Genomic DNA, 20,857 nt, shown 5'->3' on the forward strand with positions numbered 1-20,857 from the left:
CGTCACAATTTTTGAAATACATTGAATTCTGACAACGTATGTTGAAATTTTCGCTTTGTTTCTCTAATAACGAATTCAATATCGTTGGGGGAACCAATGCGTTTAAATTCTTTTCCTAATACTTGCTCTAGCGCTTGCGAAGAAGTTAGCGTTTCACCATTTTCATCTTTATAGCCGCCAAGCCATTCACTTTTTTCAGTATATTCTTCAAGCCAAGTAAACGGGCTTGCCAAAATTAATAGGCCACCCGCATTAAGGCGTTCAGCCATATCAGCCAACACTTTTCTTGGACTATATACGCGATCAATTAAGTTACCCATGAAAATCAAGTCATACCCAGTGAATTGAGGCTTTAAATTACAAGCATCACCTTGGGAAAAATGCACTTTTGCGGCGGTTTCGTGTAAATTTAACGCTGCTAGCTTTCTAGATCTAAACGATGTTAATTCACCTTCTTCTATTAAGTGATATCGAATTTCTCCTGCCTCCTGCATTTGCGTGGCCGTATTGATAAATCGGGCAGAAAAGTCCACCCCATCTACATGCGCAAAATATTTTGCCAACTCGAAAGAGGCTCTTCCTACCGCACAGCCTAAATCCAGAGCCTTACCAGTAGCAGATGAGTTATGTTCACGTACCACATCTATACAAAAATCAGCACTTGCTTTGGCAAAATTCTTAACACCGTAGTACTCATCACCATAGTGAAACTCACAGTATTGCGATATCTGCGTGTCGCTTTCATAATCAAAATCGTTAACCTGAATAGCAACGTCGCTTTCTACATAGCGAAAGCCGGCATGTTGAAAGAAATGACGTCTAAATGCGTAACGAGCATCTTTTGTTGCTTCATTGCCGGTGGAAATCCAACTGCCGCCTTTCATCAAATTGTGTTTATTGTCGAAGGTTGGCGTAGTGAAATCATCATACAGAGGATGTACCTTAAAGCCTTCAAACGGGTAAATAGGTGTTTCAGTCCACTGCCACACGTTCCCTACTACATCGTAAAACTCACCTGACTGATTACGCGTTACAGGTTCACTTGAAGCATACTTTTGAAGCCCTATATTAAACCCATCGCAATAAACAGACTGAGTAACACCTGCTTGTTGTCGAAGTGCAAACCATTCATTTTCAGTAGGCAGGCGAATCGATTTCCCAAGTTGTTCGCTTTTGAAATTACAAAATGCTTTCGCTTCGTGATAATTAACATCAACCGGCCAATCTAACGGCAAAACATGTTCAGACAGCATACTTCTGTAACGATAGCTAGTATCCGTTTTTATCCAAAAGGCAGGGTGTTGTGCATTGGTATACTCGCGCCATTGATTTCCTTCACTGTCCCAATAAGAAGCGTTGTTATAGCCACCATGTTCTACAAATGCCAAAAACTCACCATTAGATACTAGAAACTTTGAGGCGCGAAAACTAGCAACGGATTCACTGACGTTGCCATATTCATTATCCCATCCATAAATCTCACTGTCCCAGTCTTTGTCACCCGTAATCTCAGTTCTTGCAACCTCTATCAAGGCGTTGTTTGGTGTATTCTCTATGTCCATATCTTGGCATGAAGGCCATGCGTCATTCGGTTGAACATAAGCAATAGGTAACTGGCGAATAAGTACAGACGAAGTTTCTAAATGTATGCGTTCATGTTCAATTCCCATGATCACGGGCCACATAGCACTCTCCCAGTTAATGGGCATGGCAAAGTTCAATGTATCGATAAGATCACACACCAGCGTACGCACTTGCTTTCTATACTCACGTACAGCCGAGACTGTTGGCCAGGCATAATTTTCTTCATTCAGATCATCCCAGCTCATTTCATCTACACCAATTGCAAACAAAGCTTCAAATTCTGGGTTTATTCGCTCATTAATCGCTTTTGCTAACACCAACTTATTGATAAAGAATGTAGCCGTATGTCCAAAGTAGAATATTAGTGGATGTCTTAACTTTTCGGGTTGCATGTAAAATACGTCATCATTCGCTAAGCAAGAGAAAAGTGATTCATACGTATTAAACGAGTCAATAAAATAAGCTTTTATTTCCTTTCGCTTATCCGAAATACTGCCTGATTTTAAATTGAGCGTTGGTTTAGCGAACATATTGACTCCGTGAAAAAAAGATGAACGACAAGCAAAATGAGAAATTCGTTTTATTTACGAGAAACACATACGGCAAATGACCGAACTTCAAGGACGAAAATTTCAATGAAACCTCGTCATTTTTTTATTTTCTTAACTGAGCGTTTGTTACGTAAAAAAACATACTAGTAGTTCTCTATCAAGTTAAAAAAAGGAATGTCTGTTCTAAAGAAGGTTGCAGTAAATATCCACCAAACACTTTTTCGTGCTCTAAAACCCTTTTGAAATAAATATCTGAAACCCTTTGCCTATCAGATAGTTTGGTCTAAATTTAATAATGAATCCAAAGAAGCATTGTTTACCTTCGCTCCTTTGATCTACTACTGGATATCAATCTCTCCATTAGTGAGGGACTATACGAATTTGTAAATGAAAAATAATACATCGTTTCATTATGCCTTACTGGTGATTATTGTTGTTATCATTGCAGGACTTAGTTTTGTGTCCGGACAACAGATTAAAAACACCTTATTTGACGAAATTAGCACAGACATCCAAATAAATTCAGCGGAAGTTGAGAACTTACTTACCAGTGAATATCAGCAATATCGAAATGACATTGAATTTATCTATGAGCTGCCACAAATAAAGAGTTTGAACCGCATAGATACAAACACTGGAATAGACCCTGAAACGAACATCTCAGAAGCCAAATTAAAGGCTCAAACAATTGATACTTTCAAATCATTTATACGTAAACATCCTCAGTACTATCAGCTAAGGGTATTGAATGCCGAGGGGTTTGAATACATTCGAGTGGAAAGAAGCCAAGGTTTCGTTCGAACAGTACAGTCAAACGATCTGCAAGATAAAAGCGACCGCTACTACTTCACCCAAACTAAGACCATTCAAGAGGACGGTTTATTTGTTTCCTATATCGACCTTAATAGAGAAAATGGTCAGATAGCCTTTCCTTATCAACCCACGGTTAGAATGGCGAAGCCTCTCTACTCAAGTGAAAACGAATTTTTAGGTGAAATTGTTATCAATATCGATGTGTCATATTTACTGGAGGAAATGAGGAATATTGTTCACAAACACTACGACGTGATTTTACTAGACTATGAAAGACGTTTCATTCAACACCCAAATAAAGGCCTCGCATTTAGCCGAGATTTAGCTGTAGAGCAAACATTTGATACCGTTTACGAAACGGTAGATGCTAAACACGCTAACCAACTTAGTACGTACAAGAGCACGCTAACTAATAGTTTACTATATGGAGCTGGTGGCAAAATAACCGTTGCCCAATCAACCAATGGCGGCACCTTGTATTTTTATTTATTGGTTAGTGACAAGTATTTTCAAGCCGAATTTTCCAAGCGGTGGTGGGCTAACTTTAGTATTTTGGCTATTGTACTTATTGTAATGGTATCAGCCTTATTCTATTTAAATAAAAAGAACCATGAGTTAAATCGGCTTTTGTCTGAGTCAGAAGAAAGCAAAGCAGCCGTAGATGTAGCAGAGGAAGGTGTTGTTACTCTTGATAAAAACTGGAACATTAATACGGCCAATAGCGCTTTCGAGCATATGTTCTCGCTTTATAATGACAATGTTGTTGGTAAATCTTTTAAACAGACATTACTCAACATTGGCGCAGTATCAACAATTAAAAAACTTGAGGCAAATATTGACGGCAGAGGTAACTTTAGAGATCAATTCCATCTGAACATGGGTATAGAAGGCGGTCGCTGGTTCAATATTAAGGTAAGTACAATTCAAAACAGAGAGACAAATGCAAAATATGCCGTTGTATTTAATAATATTACAAGTGAAAAACTTGCCTCTTTAGCACTTACCAAGTCGCACCAAGAACTAGAAAGAAAAGTAGAAACACGCACAGCAGAACTTCAAAAAGCTCGTGACAAAGCACTGGAAGTGAGCCATTTAAAGTCTAAGTTTATTTCTACTATTAGTCATGAAATGCGCACTCCGCTCAACGGTATTGTGGGGGCAACTTCCTTAATGAAGAAAGAAGTGCTATCCCCCAAGTTAGTGCAATTAATTAAAATGGCGGACAATAGCGTAGCCTCACTTAGTGAATTGATAAACGATGTTTTAGATCTTTCAAAAATTGAAGCCGGTAAACTTGAGCTTAACTACTCAAACTTCAACCCTGAAGCGCTAATAGAAAAAATTTCAGAAACTATGTCGACCCAGAGCAAGAAAAAAGGGCTTGGGTTTTATATTGACACCAATAATTTGAATTTTAGCAGTATTTACTGCGACCCCCTTCGCTTAACCCAAATAATTAATAATTTACTTAGCAACGCAAGTAAATTTACCGATTTAGGCTTTATCAAGATTACTGCCTGGAGTGAAGTCATAGGCGATCAAGGGTTCATTCATTTCAAGGTGACCGATACCGGCATTGGAATATCACCAGCAAATCAACGTAAATTATTTAAAGCCTTTAGTCAGGCGGATGAGTCCATAGCAGAACGCTTCGGTGGCACCGGTTTAGGGCTATCTATATGTAAAGAACTAACATCGCTACTTAATGGTGAATTAACGTTAGAGTCTATTCAAGGTAAAGGCTCTGTATTCACAGTTAAACTGTCCCTTGAAAGTTGGGAAATGAAACGAGAAGAAGACAAGCATCAACTAAACGGAAAGTCTGTAGGTTTAATGCTCAGTTCACACCAATTGCAACAACATATCGAAAATACAATTGTTTCACATGGAGGACAGTGTAATCCAAGTATCAGCGAAACACAGCAAAGCGAATTGGGACTATATGACGCATTGCTTATTGATGCCATGCATCCTTTGAAAAGTAAGCTTAAAGTACTGTGGTCGCAGTGGGATAGCAATGCAGTCAAACGCCCTGTGCTTATCGAAGTTTGTACAAATCATTTGCCGCAAGACGAACGCATTGAAGAGAGCAAAGTGTTATTACTACCTACTTTCAGAAGCGAGTTAATCAAAAATATTCTAAATCAAGAGAGCGCAGAGTTTTCAGAAACGGTGTATGAAGGCTTGCCTGATAATTCAGCTACAGGCGACTCATCAACAATAGAAACATCGGTAACAGTTTCCATTCCTTCCAAACTCGCTACCTCACCAACCGAATTGTCACCCTCTGTTTCTGAATCAAAAAAACTAAACTTAAATGTACTCATTGTGGATGACAACGAAATAAATCGACAAGTAGCCATGTATATCACTGAGCCTTACTGTGACCATGTTGTATCGGTGGAAAATGGCCTACTAGCGATAGCGGCGTTAAAGGACAACACGATAACGTTTGACGCTATATTGATGGATTGCAATATGCCAAAGATGAATGGTTATCAAGCAACACACAATATACGTTTGGGCGAAGCCGGTGATTTTTATCGCAGTGTACCTATTATTGCAATGACCGCAAATGCACTAAAAGGTGAGCATGAAAAGTGTATTTCAGCGGGTATGAATGGTTACATAACCAAACCGGTAGACTCTGATGTTTTGATAAAAGAACTAAAAGATATTGCTAAAAGCAAACCTACTATGCTTCGCATAGCTAGTATAGATGAACAAGCAGCACAGGAAGAGGAAGTTGAAGATACGCCATTATGGGACAAAGATGGAATGGTCGACAGACTGGGCGGAAACAATGTGCTTATCAATAAATTACTTTCCCTTTTATTAACGACTACCCAGATAAGAAAGCTAAGCTACAGCAAGCACTTCATGATGGCAATAGAGAAGACATTCGCTTTTATGCACATACCATCAAGGGAAATTTAGGAGACATCGGTGCATCAAAGGGAAGACAATATTTTGAAGAAATTGAGAAGAATGCATTAAACACAGATGTAAAACACTTGTCAGCATTGTTTGTCAAAGCAGAGAATACCCTTCAACATACTATCGCGTTGTTTAATGACGAATTGGAACACAGCTAAATATTTAAGCCATAAAAAAACCCGCAACAATGTGCGGGTTTATCGAATATGGCGGAGAGTGAGGGATTCGAACCCCCGGTGGGTTTGACCCCACGTCTGATTTCAAGTCAGGTGCATTAAACCGGGCTCTGCCAACTCTCCTTAAGTGCTGCGTATAATAATGATTTTATTTGCTCTGTAAAGCACTAATTTGAATAAAATCAATCAAGTGCCGAATAGATGAACAAACTGATTAATTTTTAGATTTTACAGTCAAAATATAGACAATATAAAAGCGTTTAAGCTGTTTTAGCGCTGCCACAAAAACATACTTGCAGGCTTATCTAAAAGCGTTAGCGTATAACTTTTATCCGCTGCCGTTGAATTTATCCCGTAACATACGTGCAAAGGCAATAAATGTTCCTCGCGAGGGTGAGCAAACCTGGCTTGTGGTGCGCTCGACCAATTCTTCAGTTGAGATCCCCGCTTACTCTCTTCAATCGTGGAATCTCTAAGTATTATTTGAAGCCAGTCATCAAACATTTTTGATTTTCTATAGGTTTCAGGCGTATTTTGGAAAAACGCTTTCATGTTATGAAAAGACGATCCAGACCCTAAGACCAATATATGTTCAAACTCGTTGTCGGTAAGTAGCGCAGTTAATTTGTTTCCCAATACAATATGTTCTTGTGGATTCAAAGAGCGCTTCAGCGATATTTGTACCGTTGGAATGTATGCCTCGGGATACATAATACTAAGCGGTATAAACATTCCGTGGTCAAAGCCGCGTTTATCATCTAAAACTGCATCTACCCCTTGAGCTTCAAGCCCATTTCGAAGGTACGATGCAAAACCACTGTGGCCAGGTGCATTGTATTTCAACGTGTATGCCTCATCAGGAAAACCATAATAGTCGTAATACAAATCAGGCGCTGGATTTGACGTGATCGTTATATTGCTTTCTTCCCAGTGCGCACTAACCACCACAATTAGCTCTGGTTTACCTATGTCGTTAGCAAGTGTTTTAAGGGTTGAAATCATTTCGATGTGACGTTCATCACCAAGTAGTGGTAAAGGGCCTCCCCCATGGGATATATATGCAGTTGAAACGATAGTCATGTCGATACCTTTACATTCAAAGTAGATATTATTTTTTTAAGAACAAAGCAGGCGAGTTGGCTTTGCCCTCACCTGCTTGTTAAGAACTTTTAGCTTTTTATAGATTGCTTTTGTAGATCACAGTAGTAGTCTTCAAATTGCAGTAATTATTCAAACTTACTAGCAATGGCCTTATCTAATGAAAGTTTGCCACCGCCTTGTATGGCCAGTGCTGCAGTAATAGCTAATAGAGAAAGTGCAAATTCATAACCGTTATTGCTCATAAACAAGCCATTTGAGAAATGCACACTGAAGATAGCAATTACCATGGTAAATGCACTCAATGCGGCAGCTGGTCGTGTAAGCAAACCTAAAATAAGCGCAATACCGCCAAAAAATTCTGCACTACCGGCTAATAGCGCCATCAAAAAGCCTGGTGCAAGACCAATACTTTCCATCCACTGCCCTGTTCCTTCTAAACCATAACCACCAAACCATGCAAAAAGCTTTTGTGAACCATGAGCAGCTAAAATAATGCCGGTTGGCACGCGCAGTACCAAGTTGGCGAAGCTGTCATTTGTAGTAAGGATATTTTTAATAAGTGAATTGTTCATTGTTCGTTCCTCTATATTTCGATGTCGTTTTCTTGCTAGCCGCTATTGGCTAACGTTGTGGGTATAGAATAGTCTCCACTTTATGTTGAATAAAGACGCGAAATATTGAATTATTACCAACACAATGTTGTTAATTGGGTGTTCATTGATAAATCATGGATAAATTAGAACTGCTTAAAACCTTTGTGGTAGTGGCAACCGAAGGTAGCTTTACTAATGCTGCTGCACGCTTGAACACTTCGAACCAACTTGTGAGTAAATACATTGCACAGTTGGAAAAACAATTAGATGTTCGCCTATTCAATAGAACAACACGCAAGATCCGCTTGACTGAAGCTGGTCACCAGTGTTTGCAACACGCGCGTCACATTTTAGAAAGTGTAAATGACATGGAAGGCCAATTGGGTTTACTCAATACCCAAGCCAAGGGAGTGCTGCACGTTAGTGCTCCTGTTTCATTTTCAACGTTGCATCTTTCATCCTGTCTTGGAGAATTTCAAAATAAACATCCTCAAGTTTCCGTCAATTTACAGTTAAATGACCGCAAAGTTGATGTGGTAGACGAAGGTTTTGATGTGGCGTTGCGTGCGGGTCAATTAGCCAGTTCATCGCTTGTCGCAATTAAAATAACAACGATCAAATTGGCACTATGCGCCTCGCCTTCATACTTGGCTAAGTTCGGCACACCTAAGCACCCAAACGAATTACATCCTGAGCACTATTTGGAATATGCGTATGTAAATTACGACAATGAAAAGTCGCAACTAATTCAAGCGCTAAAATCTAATTCACAGAAAGTGACGCCACGGCTAACGGCAAACAATGGCGAGGTATTAGCCGATGTCGCGAAGCACGGCGAAGGCTATGTGTTGCAACCCACATTTATTGCGTCACAAGCACTAAAAAGTGGAGAGTTGATTTCAATTTTAGAAGACTATATACCTGAGCCTATTGCATTGTATGCGGTGTATCCACATCGAAAACTCGTCTCGAACAAACTGCGGGTGTTTATTGAATTTCTAAAAGAGTACTTTGACGACCCACCCTATTGGGATAAATAGTTGTCTTCAGGCACATCTATAGATTGTGATGTGCCTGAATTGCTCGTTATTAATTAACGTTGAAGGTATCAATAATTGCAGGGATGCCAGGGAACATACCAATTAACGCCATTACCGTACATAAAATGATAAAGGTAATACCCGGAATTAACCAGCGGCCCGTTTTACCAAGCTCACCTGCTCGCTCTTTACAGCCAACTAGCCCCAAATTATCTAACAACATAGTGAAAGACCAACCAAATACAGGGTTCACCAGCACCGAGGAAATGACTACTAGGGCTGCAGATTGGGTTGTTTTACCTTCACGGGTCATTTGCATACCCGCCTCCATAAGCGGTAGGAAAACCCCGACTATAAGAGCTACACATAAAACCGGCGGCCAAATAGCCAAGTCCATCGGATACCCCCAAATAGCCGCAACAATACATAGCAAGCCAGTAACAATTGCTCCACCCGGAATTGGGCGCTTTGCAATAGACGCTGGAATAATATACGTGCCCCAAGAAGAAGCCAGATTTCCGCCACCAAGCAAACTGCCCACCGCCTGACGGCTAGATGCAGCTATCATGGTGTCATCGATATTCATGTGTGCTTTCTCACTTTTCTTAGGGTAACTCAGTTTTTGAAACACTTGGTGACCTAAGAAGTCAGGAGACCACATTGCTACTGCTAATACCGCGAATGGAAGAACAGCTATAAAGTGAGACCAATCAGGTAAACCTAATTGCCAACCTGTATTATCACCCCACCAATACCCAGGGTTAAGATTAGGCATGCCCGGCGCTGTGGAAAATTCAAATGGTGCACCCAATGCCATGGCAATGACAGCAGCCATTACCGCTCCAAGTGGAATGGCCAACCAACGTTTCTGAATATGTTCAAGCCACGAATACATCAAAATAGTAGCAATGAGTACAATAAACGCAATATAGGCCATATCGAAGCTTTCAGCCCAAGCAAAGAGCTTTTTAACCTGACCGGTAATACCAATAAAACCTAAATATAATAAAAGGCCGCCGCACACCCCGTTACTGGTGAGCTTTGCAAGCGCGCTACCGCCTTTTGTAATACCAAGTAAGAAGCCAAATAAGCCTATTAGTAACCCCAAAGCCATTGGATGACCACCTGAAGCTACAATTAGCGGTACAAGTGGAAGTAATGGCCCATGTGTACCTGCAAGATTTGCCGCGGGGTTTAAGAAACCAGATATAAAGATAACAAAAAGGACAGCTGCAATAAGTAATTCAAAACGAACGTTTTCAACTACAAACTCTGGTGATAGACCAAGAGGCGCAGCAAACGCACCGACAACCGCGGCTACCATTACAATTTTGCCAATTGTGGCTGCCATACCGGGAACGCAGTCTTCCCACTCAATTTTGTAATCTTTAAAGGGAATATTGGGCCGCCACCGTTTTGGTGACAAAATTTGAAGTTCGTGGTTTAGGTAGTCTTCGCGAGTTTGAAACTGACTACTGGGTTTATGACGCTCGAGATAACGCGTTTCGTCTTGAGACACAATTCACCTTTAGGTTGCCCGAAAAAACGCACAGCCTAATGGGGTAAACCTTAAGTCACAATGCGACTGTGGTCTTAGATGAATATTCCAAAAAGTTGAAAACTCGACACTTTTATTGAGACATAAAAAAAACCGCAACAGTGTGCGGGTTTCTTGAATGTGGCGGAGAGTGAGGGATTCACTCGCGCCGTCCATGGCGCTCGCCCTTCGGGCAGCCTACGGCTCTGCAAAACGGCAATCCTGCCGTTTTGTCGAACAACGGGAGTTCTCACCCTCACTCATTCGTAATTTTCTTTGAGCATAAAAAAACCCGCAACAGTGTGCGGGTTTCTTGAATGTGGCGGAGAGTGAGGGATTCGAACCCCCGGTGGGTTTGACCCCACGTCTGATTTCAAGTCAGGTGCATTAAACCGGGCTCTGCCAACTCTCCTGAAGTGCTGCGTATCTTAATGAAATTTTTGTGACTGTAAAGTGATTATTTAAAAAAAATATTTAAGTGCTTGCTTTTCAATCAAATGCGTTAATTTTTAGCCGCTTTCGCTGTTTTTCTACTCACCTAACACTAAATTCATCTGAAAGCACTTGAAAATGGGAACTAAAAGCCATACAACATACACTAAATATTTGTACCATTTCGGTCATTTAAGTCCTATTGGAGGAAACAATGGATCAACGTTCGATGTATTCAAGTGCATCTCAACCATCGGTATTGCAGACGAACAAGGTTCTACGCAACACCTATATGCTGCTTGCGATGACACTGGCGTTTAGTGCGGTTTGTGCTGGTATAGCTATGGCAGTAGGCATTTCTCCTATGATGTCTCTTGGTATGACTATCGGCGCATTTATTACTCTTTTTGTAGTGCAGAAGAAAGCTGAGTCAGCAACAGGTATATACTGGGTATTCTTGTTCACTGGTTTGATGGGTGCATCACTGGGTTATACACTTAACTTCTACTTAGGTGTTGCAGGTCCAGGCCTCATCATGGAAGCATTAGGTGCAACAGCATTGGTTTTCTTTGCATTGTCTGGCTATGCCCTGACCACTAAGAAAGACTTCTCATTTATGGGAGGCTTTTTAGTAGTAGGTCTAGTGGTTGTTTTAGTCGCCGCCATTGCGAACATTTTCTTCGCAGTGCCTGCGGTAAGCTTAGCAATCAGTGCAGCAATTGTTTTCATTATGTCTGGTTTTATCCTGTTTGATACTAGCCGTATCATTCACGGTGGTGAAACAAACTACATTCGTGCAACAGTTTCGCTATACTTGAACATCTATAACTTGTTCACGTCAATCCTTCACCTTCTTGGTGCATTTGGTGGCGACGATTAATAGCGCGTTTAAGGTTTAAGAATAAACACCCCTTAATCGGGGTGTTTTTGTTTGTATGAAAACATATTCAATACTAATTACTACACCCCCTTTTCACGGCGACACTGCCAAACGCGCGTTCGCGTTTATTAAGGGCGTGTTAGGCAATGGCGATACAGTTTCCAACGTAGTTTTTTTATAGCGATGGCGTATTACACGCCAACAGTTTGATGTTGCAAACAAGCGACGAGCTGTATGCGTATAACGAATGGAAGGCACTTGCTGAAAATCACAAAATAACGCTATTAGTGTGTATTACCGCTGCTGTAAAGCGTGGGGTTGTGAGCGAGCAAGAAGCGATAGAAAATGGGCTTTCTATAGCAAACCTAGTTTCCCCTTTTGAGCAAGCCGGTTTAGGTGAATTCTTTAGTGAGCTTCACAACTGCGATAGGTTGGTACAGTTTTAATGGCAACGTTACTCATTCGATTCACACAAAGCCCCTACGGTAATTCAACAAGTAATGATGGCCTCGATTTTGCCCTTGCAGCCACTAATTACGGACACGATGTTAAAGTACTGTTTGAAAATGACGCCGTATTACAACTTGTTAAAACCGAGGCAATTGCAGGCGTTAAAACACATAGCAAACGTTTAAGTGCCATGCCCTTTTTTGATATAGAAGACTGCTATGTGTGTGAAGAAAGTGCAAAGGCGCTGCATCTTACTCGTGTACTTAAAAACTGTGACGTTGTTGATGAAATAGACGCACAATGGATAAACTCAGAGGCGCGCTTAGCCCTTATCAACAGCGTAGATCATGTGGTGATATTCTAATGCTTATTGTTATAACCACACCTCATTTATCTTTATCAGATCTTGCACTTTTAGAAGCCGCTGTTCTTAAAGATGCTGAGCAAGAAGACGTTACAGCAGAAAATGTGCAACCAAAAAAACTCAAAACAAAAATAATACTCTGTGGCGATGGCGTTTATGCGCCCGGGCTTCACTCTAATGAGTTTGATGCCTTGCTAGCACCATCTGGTACTCCTGTTGTTGCTATACGCGACGACGTGCTCTCTAGAGGCGTAAAAACGCACAGTGCCATTCAATTAATCGACAACAAGATATTCGCAGCATTATCAACACACCATCAACAATGGGTAACATTTTAATGTCACAAGACACCTACAGCTTTGTATTCAATGGTGAAACAATAAAAACCGATAAAGCAGGCTACCTTCTGGACTATACCCAATGGGAAGAAGGTATGGTTGAACTCTTAGCTAAAGATGAAAATATAACGCTTACCGAAGCGCATTGGGAAGTGGTTCGCTTTGTACGTGCATTCTACGAAGAATATGAAACAAGCCCCGCCATACGAGCATTAGTTAAAGCGATGGCGAATAAATTTGGCCCAGAAAAGGGAAACAGCCGTTATTTACAGCGCCTATTCAAAAAAGGGCCAGCCAAACAGGCAACGAAACTAGCAGGATTACCCAAACCCGCAAAATGCCTTTAAGCGCTTTTTTACCGCCCTTGTGTAGCTCTTGTGTAGCCCTTGTGTAGTAGCGCTTTAAATCGTTTTTAGAACAGTGCTTATTACACCCTTATGACTTTTTAAGTATGGTGGAGCTTCCTAAGGCTTCACCACCCTTAAAGCTTTTTACTCTAGTCACTTCCAAATTGGTATACAGCTTAGGCTTCGCTAAAATTTCATCAACTTCAACACTTCGACCTTGGTGCAACCAGGCCTCTATCGCACTTTTATCATGAGGTAAAAAACACGGTATAGACTTTTCATGGTACTGACTAAAATCTTCGCGAGGCGGCCTGGTAACAACCGCACATGAAAATTGACCATTACTGAATACACGGTAAACCGCCCCTAATAATAAAGCCCCCTCTTGTGGTTTCATCAAGTAATGCGCCTTGCCTTTTCCTTCCGGGTTAGACTCGCCAATAGCCGTAGCAGCAACCACTCCGCGCCTTTTGGTAATCGCCTTTTGCCAATATGGGCTATCTAGATTACGTGCATTGAAGGTAGTGCGCTCGCCCACTGCTAAGGTGTCACCCATTGGCTTGGCATCAAACCACCACGTTGCATTTATGGTAGTTGAAGAGCCAACAATTAAGTTACTAATTTGCTTTTCTGGTACTCGACCAAAGGCAGGGTAAAAGTTGACGACATTACTGAGCATTGCTTCTTCTTTAAAAAGGGGAAGCGTTTGCCCTAGCCCTACTTCTTCAAGTAAGGCAATAACATGTGGAGAATCGGTTACACGCTGAATAAAACCGCACATATCACTTTATAAACAAATTCCTAGATAAGCCAATCACAAGCCAAGTTTACGTTGGTAGTCGTCCATACCTTTTAACGCACTGTAAAGACCTGCAGAAAACGTTAATCCGTGGGAATCATTAGGGTACTGCTCTGACTGTAAAACAAGCTCACTGGTTCGGTTACGCTGTAGCGTGTTCACCAGTGAGTCATAGTGTTCTCGCATCATACCGGCCTCATTACCAATATTTGTGTAAAGGTAGCTGCCAATATCATCACTTGAGTAGACATACTTTTTCACAGCAATCATTGTTTCTTGCTCTCCCCACCAAACCGCAGGGCTAAATGCCATATGCCCATTAAATAATGATGGCCTCGAATAAAAAGCGTGATAAACCAGCAAACCGCCTACTGAATGTCCCATAATTGCTGAAAAATCAGAAGCTTGATACTGGTTACGCATAACCACCTTCAGCTCTTTTTCGATAAAATCTAGAAACTTGTCACCACCGCCACCTTCGCCATACGGCCCTCTTCTGTCCATATTCACGGTTGGTGCAAAGTCATACAATCTATTTTGACTTTCTAGTGAAACGATAATGTATTCTTGCGCGCCATTCGATAACGCCATACGTTCAAGCATACTGTTGACCAGCGCGTAATTAACTTCGCCGTCTAGCAAGTAGATAACTGGGTAACGCTTATTAGTTTTACCAGAACTGGTTTGCGACGTAGTTAATGTTTCTGCTTTTTTGCTTTGCGGTTCAGTAATGTATGAAGGAGGCAAAATCACCTTCACTTCTGGCATGTTTTTTACATACTGAGAGGTAATAGAAAGTTCAACAACCCGCTGAGTGGGTTCAGCAACACCAGTTAAACTATAAAAGAAAGAGATTAAAACGAAGACTTTGATCCTGTAATTCAATGTATACGTCCTTATTATTTTTATTATTAAGATGGCAGTAAAATAAGTTACCAACCATACGACATTTTTACTCTAATTTAAAATTACGCCCGATAGTTAAATTTTCGCCCTGTAACGCGATAGTAGAGCGCATTTAATGCATCTTTACCTGTCAGGCCGTAACTTAGAATCAAACAACCAACTAACACCCCACATACGGCGATAAAACCATAAACAACACTGTCAAAATGGGAATAAAAAGTGTTCGCTGATACCCAAATGAACAACAGCCCCATTATTAAGCCAACTACACGGAGAAAAGACATCTTTTACACCTCGCTGTTTTATTTTTATACAAGTGGTTTATTCAAATCTCTGTGTGGCTAATTATTAATTCCGCTTCTTATCCGACGGCATTTCATTTAGTGGTAAATCGTTACAAAGTTCGCAAGCAATATTCTTACGAAAATTGTAGAAACGTCTTGCAGCAAATATTGATATGGAAATAACTGACCAAATAACACCAAATTCAATAGCGTACGAAAGTGACTGCCCCTTCAGGTACTGCACACCAGCGAGCAATACAAAAACCACAGGTAAAGCAATACTGTATTGAAAAATCCATGTTTTAATCGGCATATAGGCCCCTAGTTACTATGGTAACAGTCTAACACTTAAGCTATTTCCTTGAAGTAAAGCTAGACATGTTTGGCTTCTAAAGCGGGCTTGTTTTTCTTTAATATTAAGAACAGCACAAAAAGTATGGCGAATGGAGGAATAAAGCCGGTAAAAAAAGCGATAACAGAAACCAATATTGGCGAATTTGTTTTCTTTTTACCTAAGTAATAGCCAATAAACGGCATGATAATAATGAAAACAACAGCAATTTGCCCTACTACGGTTGCGTTTATGTTCATTGTTAAAAATCCTTTTGTACATCCAGCTTATCATCAGTTTACCGTAAATTGCTTACTTGTAAATGTCGACTATCACGAACTACCACCGTTCCAATTTAACACTGTTTTAATGAACACGATTATACTAGTTATTGAAAGTCTATATACTTTTCAACTGCTTTTAAGTCGCCTAGATATCAAAAGTGAAATAAAGCCCAAGACCAACAAACTGTAACCATTGGGAGAAGGCACAGTAGCTTTGGGTTTCACATCTACCAGAATAGATGCGCGATCAAATCCGGCATCTATGTATGAACCACTGAGCAATTCAGCGGTGGCAAAAAAGCTAATAAACCGCGTACCACTCACAAACGAAAAAGACTGAGAAAATGGTGCTGAATTAGGAGCTGTTCCTCCTGCACCTGTAAACACTAATTCAGAATGCAGAGGCTGCGCATCAAAATCAAAAAGTTGGTACCCCAACGAAATTCTATCCTCAGCATAGATAGCTTCCGCGCTAAATGTAAAAGTGCCAATCAACTCATCAGTGAGTGTAGTCAAATCGAATACTTGGATAAGTGTAGTAGCCAAAGGATTGGGCCCCTCTATCCATGGAGAAGCAAAATGACTATTGTCGGAGGATACTAGGGAATACGCTCCTATCGCGGCGCCAGTTGTTACACCCCATTCAATTGGTGGTAAGACAGGTGTCGCCTGTGTCCATCCTGTTAAATCACCCGTTTCAAAATCACCATTTAATAAGATTTCAATAGGTGTTGCTAACGCTGTATTTAAGAACGTTATAAAACTCAGGCCAACCAGTAATTTTCTCGTGAGCATACAGAAACATCCCTGTAATCTACAAACAATGTTGTAGTATTTTTAGTTTAATAGAATGCCTGCAAGCAAAAAATTAGCCATACTTTTTTGCAACTAAATTTCAATAAGATAGCTAAATAAGCACATTGTTAGTGGCTAAATTTGTATAAAAAACTGACAAATCATGAGATCATTGTTAACAATCACCGCCGCCATCGCTACCGCAGTCATTACTAGAAGATGAACCGCCGACGAAAAAACCACTTGAGTCGTTATTTGATCCTGTTTTACTGTGCTTCGATTTAGCGATTAAAGTACCAACGAAAATAGCGGCAAAAACGCCACCCAATACTGGGCTTAAAACCTTATTAAACAGTGATGCAGAAGAGACATCCGTAAGGTAGAAAAATACAAATAATCCTATAAAAGATACAAGTAACTTCATCATTTAAGTTTCCTTTTGAGTTCCTTTTAATTATTTAGCCCTTTTTACTTGAATGTGCGCTAATTTCATTAAATTGCCAAAGTATATTGAGAATTTTCCATTGACCCTCTTCATTTTTGTACAAATGCATGTAATCAATCCAATCATCGGCAGATAGCTTTACAGAGGCTACCCGTTTATCAATGTCAAAAATTTCAATGTCAATTCTGGGCGTACTTGGAAATTTATCGCCGTTCTCGTTGTAAAAACCAGCTAAATTCACCATATCTTCATAAGAAGATTCTAATATAAATTCCTTTCCTTCTTTCGATAACCAGTACGTTCGCTTAGCAAGGGCTGGATCTAAGCCTCTCGCCATCATACCTGGTAACACTTTGTGTTGAGATTCAATATAGTCTTTAACAGCACGCTCAATGGAAGTTTTGTCGTTGTTGCCAGCAATGGCATATAGCGATAACGATACAAGTACCAAAGCGAGCCCTAAAATTTTCATGTTTACATTTTCCTGAATTACGAAATTTGAGGGCACTTGTATTGGTACCTCTCAAAAGCAACCTAGCTAGCCTACACTAAACAGTAATATGTCTTCGGGTGTTTCTACTTTTTAAAAACACATTGAATATAAAAACTTCACTACATTTAGGCTTTACCACTCTATAACTAAAATACTGCGTAAAGATGCGCATTGTTTGTAACTAATTGTAAATATTTATGTTTCTATATTATGTTTGTAATCTTGCTACTGCTTTTCAGTGAACACACTGTGAAGCCCCACTAGTACATTCACAGAATGTCTGCTACAACGTTTGAATAGTGCCAGTACCAGCTCAACCGATGAAAGTCTACTGACCCAATAGTCGAAATGGATTACAAAGCAACAGACTGCGATGAAATCGCACTATGCGAACCGGTGTTCAGCACGGCTTTATTTGGTGTTGCTGCGTTTATTAACCAACCTATCAAACCTCTAGTGACGCATTCCATGTGTTAGCGCTCCAACAAGAAAAGCAAGCTTTGAGTGGTTTGTCATATTGCGTGCTATAGAGGAAAGCGAAGAAAATCCACTGGCTGTACGTCTTAGTTTTTAATTCTCTCCAAAAGAGCATTCGCTTCCTGAACAACCATATTTGGTTCATCGTTCTGTGTGTAGCGAACGTTTAGCCCAAAAATCGAGATATGGCTACACCACCTATGGGCGGCATAATATTTAGTTGTAGCCATCTTTTGACTCGATACACTTTTTAAAATTAGTAATTAAGTTCTTAAGCTGTTGAACTGTCACGTAACTTCCTAAAAAACCAGCACTACTAAAGTAAAGAAATCCGAGAATGTAAGCTTTAACCTTATAACCTTTTTCTTCATCAAATTTTTTAAAACTTAACCTAACAGACATAAATCTATTAACTTTTATTTTTATATTTGCTCGAGGCTTGTCGGGACTTAGCTGGCATAATTTATGTAGGATGACTTTCAGTTGGTCAAGACTACTAGGGTCGAACTGCTCTACCGAATAAGAGCTTTCTCCAGCGCAAAAGATCCTGAAGCAAAATGCATTTGGTAAATCCTTAGGAACGCCAAATGTGAATATAGCCGAATCGATGTTAATTCGTGAATGAATCTGCTCAAATTTCAAAAACTAAAAACTCCATGGCGTAAAACGCACACAACTGCGCAGTGCAAAGCGAATCCTCTTTCTGCGCTAGATAATGTTTAATCCTCCCCAAAGATTCACTCCTTGAGTAACCATCAAGGCTTGTACCTAATGGTTTTCTAATTTGTTCTTCAAATTCTTGGGACGATTGCTCAAACCCGTTGAATTATCGCAAGATAAGCAAACCGAAAACAGGTATTAAAAGTAACAAAAGTCTCAATTTTTACTGGCATAATGCCCTAATATGATAATAGAGCTTCTCTTGCACCTTACGAATTGGAGTAAGATTTTTGTTGCCACATTTAAATTGTATTTTGATTTGTAAGGAGTTCATACTTGTCGTAACAATCAATTTCATCTATTTGAACTAGAACTTGACGTTTTCAAGCTCACCTATCACAAGAACTGCACTAAACAAGAATAGTTGGAACTGAAAATCTATGAAGACACCTGTTCCTATTTGTTTTATTCCCTTCGAAATTTCTGTTTCTATAAATATTGGTACTCAAGATTTATAAACTTCCATCGTTGAGTAATGTAATTCGATTAGTTTACTTGTTTGTGGGTCCATTCCTTTACGTTTACTTTCTTTGCCGTCAGGTAATCGCAAGTCATCCGAATCGTAGGACAAGTGTTGGTGGGCGACATCGTCCTAAAGAAAAGAACGGTAGTGCTCTAAGTGTTTTTCAGTAGCTCTGGGAGACTAAGTTGCTATCCATGTTGAAGAGTAGTTATCGCGAAGTTCGGATAAGTCTGTGTCTGCTATTGCGTTAAGGGAACAGATTAAAGTGACAAAAGAAAGAGTCCATCTTTTCATAAAAACCTTCACTATTTAAAATTAGGTATAACGCCCTGATTTGGTGGCACAAATTCGAGGGCTATACTGCGAAGCAGAGCCTGCGTGTTTGTGTTCCCAATATTTATCAGCTTTTAAGGCTGCTAATGTTTGTGCCCCTTTTACATATTTTGCTCGATAGCCTCAATATAGCAAAAGAAAAAGAGCTAGTGAAAACAGCAGCTACAACAGCATTTGATATTTCAGGTAAGTACTCTTTTAGTACAAAAAGAGCAAATAAAGCACTGCATATAGCAATAGCTATGTATTTCAAAGCAAGTAAATTCGCCTGATTCATCCTTATAACCTCATTGAGTATATGAATTACCCGACCAACTTTTAAACCTTCTAGCCCCCACATTGACAATATAGTGGTGGGCGCAGGTGATGCCTGACGATAACCATGACAGTTGAGGCTAAGAAATTTAGCTCCATCTTGTACCTAACACTTACAGCAGCGGAGAACGAAGTGAACCCGCTGACTGCACTAGTTACTGTTTAATTCTCTCCAACAAGTCGATGATTTCCTGAGCGACCATATCTGGCTCATCTTCCTGTGGGAAATGGTAACTCTTGTCGGTTAATACAGCCTTTCCTTGTGGAAACGCATTTGCCCACTCAGAGTGTAATTCTCCCCACATTTCCCGAGCTTCATCTGTAAAAAAGAGTACAGGAGGGTTTTCATATTTTTTTATTGACGCAATGACTGTTACCGGAATATCCGGTATCTCAGGATAATCGGGCAATGGTCGTTTAGCCCAGAAATCTAGGTATTGGTTAGACATTCCGTTTTTCAAATCGTCCAGTTTCACTTGAGCAATTTCTTTTTCTGCTTTTATAAGGTCAATTCTTCTCATAATATCAACATCATGTTCTGATGCTGGCTCAATTAGCATTAACCCGGAAACCCATTCAGGATAGGTAGCAGCAAAGCGTCTAGCGATGTAAGCGCCGTAAGAATGGGCCACATAAACTACTGGTTTTTTAATGTTAAGAGCTTCAAGAACTAAGCGAGCCTCTTCTGCATATTCCTCAGAGCTATAATTCTTCACAAGGTGCGCCGATCCCCCGTTTCCAATCCGAGAGTAACGAATAACACGAGTGTTCTTGGCAAGACTTTCGAAAATAGGCTCCCAATCAGATAAACCTGCTGACCCTCCAGCCTCTAAGAATACGGTATGTTTGCCAGTACCAGCCATCTCGTATTCGACATCATAGCCGTTTACCGTGATGAAACTAGACTTGGCAAAAACAACCACTGGGATAAAAAGACTAAAAAGCAGCCACGCAGATTTCATTCATTTTCCTTAAAAATTAATGCCCAATTAAGTAGTGATTAGCCAGACCACTACTCCCAAGCCATTGGGCCGTAAACACTAAAACCGATTCAAACCAAAAATGCCAA

The 20,857-nt window shown here is 40.2% G+C and carries 22 protein-coding genes and 2 tRNA genes; 8 read left to right on the forward strand and 16 right to left on the reverse strand.

The genetic code is table 11. The features are described from left to right. Nucleotides 1-2 precede the first annotated feature (2 nt). A complete protein-coding gene (gene ovoA, locus EYR97_RS16285) occupies nucleotides 3-2,114 on the reverse strand; it encodes a 5-histidylcysteine sulfoxide synthase (protein WP_131094722.1) in 2,112 nt (703 codons plus the stop codon). A 408-nt stretch (nucleotides 2,115-2,522) separates the two neighbouring features. Here ovoA and EYR97_RS16290 point away from each other — a divergent pair, with 408 nt between their 5' ends. Continuing rightward, nucleotides 2,523-5,885 (forward strand): hybrid sensor histidine kinase/response regulator, encoded by a 3,363-nt coding sequence (locus EYR97_RS16290; RefSeq protein ID WP_131094723.1) that lies wholly within the window; start codon nucleotides 2,523-2,525, stop codon nucleotides 5,883-5,885. Further along, entirely contained in the window at nucleotides 5,783-6,043 is a 261-nt protein-coding gene (locus tag EYR97_RS22745; RefSeq protein WP_404840975.1) for an Hpt domain-containing protein, read from the forward strand. The genes EYR97_RS16290 and EYR97_RS22745 overlap by 103 nt, the downstream gene beginning before the upstream one ends. A gap of 49 nt (nucleotides 6,044-6,092) precedes the next feature. On the opposite strand, the gene EYR97_RS16300 is transcribed toward EYR97_RS22745, so the two are convergent. From EYR97_RS16300 to EYR97_RS16310, 3 genes are all read right to left on the reverse strand, one after another. Continuing rightward, a tRNA-Ser gene (locus EYR97_RS16300) sits at nucleotides 6,093-6,184 on the reverse strand. A 147-nt stretch (nucleotides 6,185-6,331) separates the two neighbouring features. Then, a complete protein-coding gene (locus EYR97_RS16305) occupies nucleotides 6,332-7,141 on the reverse strand; it encodes a class III extradiol ring-cleavage dioxygenase (RefSeq protein WP_131094724.1) in 810 nt (269 codons plus the stop codon). 146 nt (nucleotides 7,142-7,287) lie between these two features. Further along, nucleotides 7,288-7,734 (reverse strand): DoxX family protein, encoded by a 447-nt coding sequence (locus EYR97_RS16310; RefSeq protein WP_131094725.1) that lies wholly within the window; start codon nucleotides 7,732-7,734, stop codon nucleotides 7,288-7,290. Nucleotides 7,735-7,889: 155 nt separating this feature from the next. Here EYR97_RS16310 and EYR97_RS16315 point away from each other — a divergent pair, with 155 nt between their 5' ends. Continuing rightward, nucleotides 7,890-8,795: a LysR family transcriptional regulator gene (locus EYR97_RS16315; RefSeq protein WP_131094726.1), complete on the forward strand. Its 906-nt coding sequence runs from the start codon at nucleotides 7,890-7,892 to the stop codon at nucleotides 8,793-8,795. 49 nt (nucleotides 8,796-8,844) lie between these two features. Here the strand turns inward: EYR97_RS16315 and EYR97_RS16320 are convergent, their stop codons facing one another. Both EYR97_RS16320 and EYR97_RS16325 read right to left on the reverse strand, forming a co-directional pair. Next, the gene (locus tag EYR97_RS16320) at nucleotides 8,845-10,314 is read right to left on the reverse strand and encodes a DUF3360 family protein (RefSeq protein WP_131094727.1); all 1,470 of its coding nucleotides are present in this window, start codon (nucleotides 10,312-10,314) and stop codon (nucleotides 8,845-8,847) included. A 338-nt stretch (nucleotides 10,315-10,652) separates the two neighbouring features. Beyond that, nucleotides 10,653-10,744 (reverse strand) — tRNA-Ser (locus EYR97_RS16325). A gap of 234 nt (nucleotides 10,745-10,978) precedes the next feature. Between EYR97_RS16325 and EYR97_RS16330 the strand changes: the two genes are divergently transcribed. The 5 genes from EYR97_RS16330 (at nucleotide 10,979) to EYR97_RS16350 (ending at nucleotide 13,143) form a co-directional block, all read left to right on the forward strand. Continuing rightward, nucleotides 10,979-11,644, forward strand: coding sequence for a Bax inhibitor-1/YccA family protein (locus EYR97_RS16330; RefSeq protein ID WP_131094728.1), 666 nt, complete (start codon nucleotides 10,979-10,981; stop codon nucleotides 11,642-11,644). A 209-nt stretch (nucleotides 11,645-11,853) separates the two neighbouring features. Beyond that, nucleotides 11,854-12,090: a DsrE family protein gene (locus EYR97_RS22510; protein WP_242635059.1), complete on the forward strand. Its 237-nt coding sequence runs from the start codon at nucleotides 11,854-11,856 to the stop codon at nucleotides 12,088-12,090. Next, nucleotides 12,090-12,458 carry a DsrE family protein gene (locus EYR97_RS16340; protein WP_131094729.1) on the forward strand — a complete coding sequence of 123 codons (369 nt, stop codon included), beginning with the start codon at nucleotides 12,090-12,092 and terminating at the stop codon, nucleotides 12,456-12,458. Before EYR97_RS22510 ends, EYR97_RS16340 begins: the two co-directional genes overlap by 1 nt. After that, entirely contained in the window at nucleotides 12,395-12,796 is a 402-nt protein-coding gene (locus EYR97_RS16345) for a DsrH/TusB family sulfur metabolism protein (protein WP_131094730.1), read from the forward strand. The genes EYR97_RS16340 and EYR97_RS16345 overlap by 64 nt, the downstream gene beginning before the upstream one ends. Further along, nucleotides 12,796-13,143: a TusE/DsrC/DsvC family sulfur relay protein gene (locus EYR97_RS16350; RefSeq protein ID WP_131094731.1), complete on the forward strand. Its 348-nt coding sequence runs from the start codon at nucleotides 12,796-12,798 to the stop codon at nucleotides 13,141-13,143. The genes EYR97_RS16345 and EYR97_RS16350 overlap by 1 nt, the downstream gene beginning before the upstream one ends. An 88-nt stretch (nucleotides 13,144-13,231) precedes the next feature. Here EYR97_RS16350 and EYR97_RS16355 read toward each other — a convergent pair whose 3' ends face one another. The 10 genes from EYR97_RS16355 to EYR97_RS16405 all read right to left on the reverse strand — a co-directional run bounded on the left by EYR97_RS16355 (nucleotide 13,232) and on the right by EYR97_RS16405 (nucleotide 20,750). Next, a complete protein-coding gene (locus tag EYR97_RS16355) occupies nucleotides 13,232-13,924 on the reverse strand; it encodes an SOS response-associated peptidase family protein (protein WP_131094732.1) in 693 nt (230 codons plus the stop codon). Nucleotides 13,925-13,957: 33 nt separating this feature from the next. Then, nucleotides 13,958-14,827, reverse strand: a complete 870-nt coding sequence (locus EYR97_RS16360; protein ID WP_242635060.1) for an alpha/beta hydrolase — start codon at nucleotides 14,825-14,827, stop codon at nucleotides 13,958-13,960. An 83-nt stretch (nucleotides 14,828-14,910) separates the two neighbouring features. Then, nucleotides 14,911-15,132: a hypothetical protein gene (locus EYR97_RS16365; RefSeq protein WP_131094733.1), complete on the reverse strand. Its 222-nt coding sequence runs from the start codon at nucleotides 15,130-15,132 to the stop codon at nucleotides 14,911-14,913. Nucleotides 15,133-15,196: 64 nt separating this feature from the next. Beyond that, nucleotides 15,197-15,445, reverse strand: a complete 249-nt coding sequence (locus EYR97_RS16370) for a hypothetical protein (protein ID WP_131094734.1) — start codon at nucleotides 15,443-15,445, stop codon at nucleotides 15,197-15,199. Nucleotides 15,446-15,504: 59 nt separating this feature from the next. After that, entirely contained in the window at nucleotides 15,505-15,723 is a 219-nt protein-coding gene (locus EYR97_RS16375) for a hypothetical protein (protein ID WP_131094735.1), read from the reverse strand. Nucleotides 15,724-15,873: 150 nt separating this feature from the next. Then, nucleotides 15,874-16,542, reverse strand: a complete 669-nt coding sequence (locus tag EYR97_RS16380) for a hypothetical protein (protein WP_131094736.1) — start codon at nucleotides 16,540-16,542, stop codon at nucleotides 15,874-15,876. Nucleotides 16,543-16,717: 175 nt separating this feature from the next. Then, nucleotides 16,718-16,969 carry a hypothetical protein gene (locus EYR97_RS16385; protein WP_131094737.1) on the reverse strand — a complete coding sequence of 84 codons (252 nt, stop codon included), beginning with the start codon at nucleotides 16,967-16,969 and terminating at the stop codon, nucleotides 16,718-16,720. Between the two features lie 31 nt (nucleotides 16,970-17,000). Continuing rightward, the gene (locus EYR97_RS16390; RefSeq protein ID WP_131094738.1) at nucleotides 17,001-17,459 is read right to left on the reverse strand and encodes a nuclear transport factor 2 family protein; all 459 of its coding nucleotides are present in this window, start codon (nucleotides 17,457-17,459) and stop codon (nucleotides 17,001-17,003) included. A 714-nt stretch (nucleotides 17,460-18,173) separates the two neighbouring features. Then, nucleotides 18,174-18,599: a hypothetical protein gene (locus tag EYR97_RS16395; RefSeq protein WP_131094739.1), complete on the reverse strand. Its 426-nt coding sequence runs from the start codon at nucleotides 18,597-18,599 to the stop codon at nucleotides 18,174-18,176. A gap of 1,344 nt (nucleotides 18,600-19,943) precedes the next feature. Continuing rightward, nucleotides 19,944-20,750, reverse strand: coding sequence for an alpha/beta fold hydrolase (locus EYR97_RS16405; RefSeq protein ID WP_131094740.1), 807 nt, complete (start codon nucleotides 20,748-20,750; stop codon nucleotides 19,944-19,946). Nucleotides 20,751-20,857 lie beyond the last annotated feature (107 nt).

The organism is Alteromonas sp. KUL42 (assembly GCF_006538325.1).
Lineage (GTDB): Bacteria > Pseudomonadota > Gammaproteobacteria > Enterobacterales > Alteromonadaceae > Alteromonas.

Bases quoted from the DNA above. Each gene is read 5' to 3' on its own strand.
- EYR97_RS16345 (WP_131094730.1), top strand. From the start codon at position 12,395: ATGGATAAACTCAGAGGCGCGCTTAGCCCTTATCAACAGCGTAGATCA.
- EYR97_RS16390 (WP_131094738.1), bottom strand. From the start codon at position 17,459: ATGAAAATTTTAGGGCTCGCTTTGGTACTTGTATCGTTATCGCTATAT.
- EYR97_RS16365 (WP_131094733.1), bottom strand. From the start codon at position 15,132: ATGTCTTTTCTCCGTGTAGTTGGCTTAATAATGGGGCTGTTGTTCATT.
- EYR97_RS16305 (WP_131094724.1), bottom strand. From the start codon at position 7,141: ATGACTATCGTTTCAACTGCATATATATCCCATGGGGGAGGCCCTTTA.
- EYR97_RS16290 (WP_131094723.1), top strand. From the start codon at position 2,523: ATGAAAAATAATACATCGTTTCATTATGCCTTACTGGTGATTATTGTT.
- EYR97_RS16310 (WP_131094725.1), bottom strand. From the start codon at position 7,734: ATGAACAATTCACTTATTAAAAATATCCTTACTACAAATGACAGCTTC.
- EYR97_RS16370 (WP_131094734.1), bottom strand. From the start codon at position 15,445: ATGCCGATTAAAACATGGATTTTTCAATACAGTATTGCTTTACCTGTG.
- EYR97_RS16355 (WP_131094732.1), bottom strand. From the start codon at position 13,924: ATGTGCGGTTTTATTCAGCGTGTAACCGATTCTCCACATGTTATTGCC.
- EYR97_RS16340 (WP_131094729.1), top strand. From the start codon at position 12,090: ATGGCAACGTTACTCATTCGATTCACACAAAGCCCCTACGGTAATTCA.
- EYR97_RS16385 (WP_131094737.1), bottom strand. From the start codon at position 16,969: ATGATGAAGTTACTTGTATCTTTTATAGGATTATTTGTATTTTTCTAC.
- EYR97_RS16380 (WP_131094736.1), bottom strand. From the start codon at position 16,542: ATGCTCACGAGAAAATTACTGGTTGGCCTGAGTTTTATAACGTTCTTA.
- EYR97_RS22510 (WP_242635059.1), top strand. From the start codon at position 11,854: ATGTTGCAAACAAGCGACGAGCTGTATGCGTATAACGAATGGAAGGCA.
- EYR97_RS16315 (WP_131094726.1), top strand. From the start codon at position 7,890: ATGGATAAATTAGAACTGCTTAAAACCTTTGTGGTAGTGGCAACCGAA.
- EYR97_RS16330 (WP_131094728.1), top strand. From the start codon at position 10,979: ATGGATCAACGTTCGATGTATTCAAGTGCATCTCAACCATCGGTATTG.
- EYR97_RS16375 (WP_131094735.1), bottom strand. From the start codon at position 15,723: ATGAACATAAACGCAACCGTAGTAGGGCAAATTGCTGTTGTTTTCATT.
- EYR97_RS16405 (WP_131094740.1), bottom strand. From the start codon at position 20,750: ATGAAATCTGCGTGGCTGCTTTTTAGTCTTTTTATCCCAGTGGTTGTT.
- ovoA (WP_131094722.1), bottom strand. From the start codon at position 2,114: ATGTTCGCTAAACCAACGCTCAATTTAAAATCAGGCAGTATTTCGGAT.
- EYR97_RS16350 (WP_131094731.1), top strand. From the start codon at position 12,796: ATGTCACAAGACACCTACAGCTTTGTATTCAATGGTGAAACAATAAAA.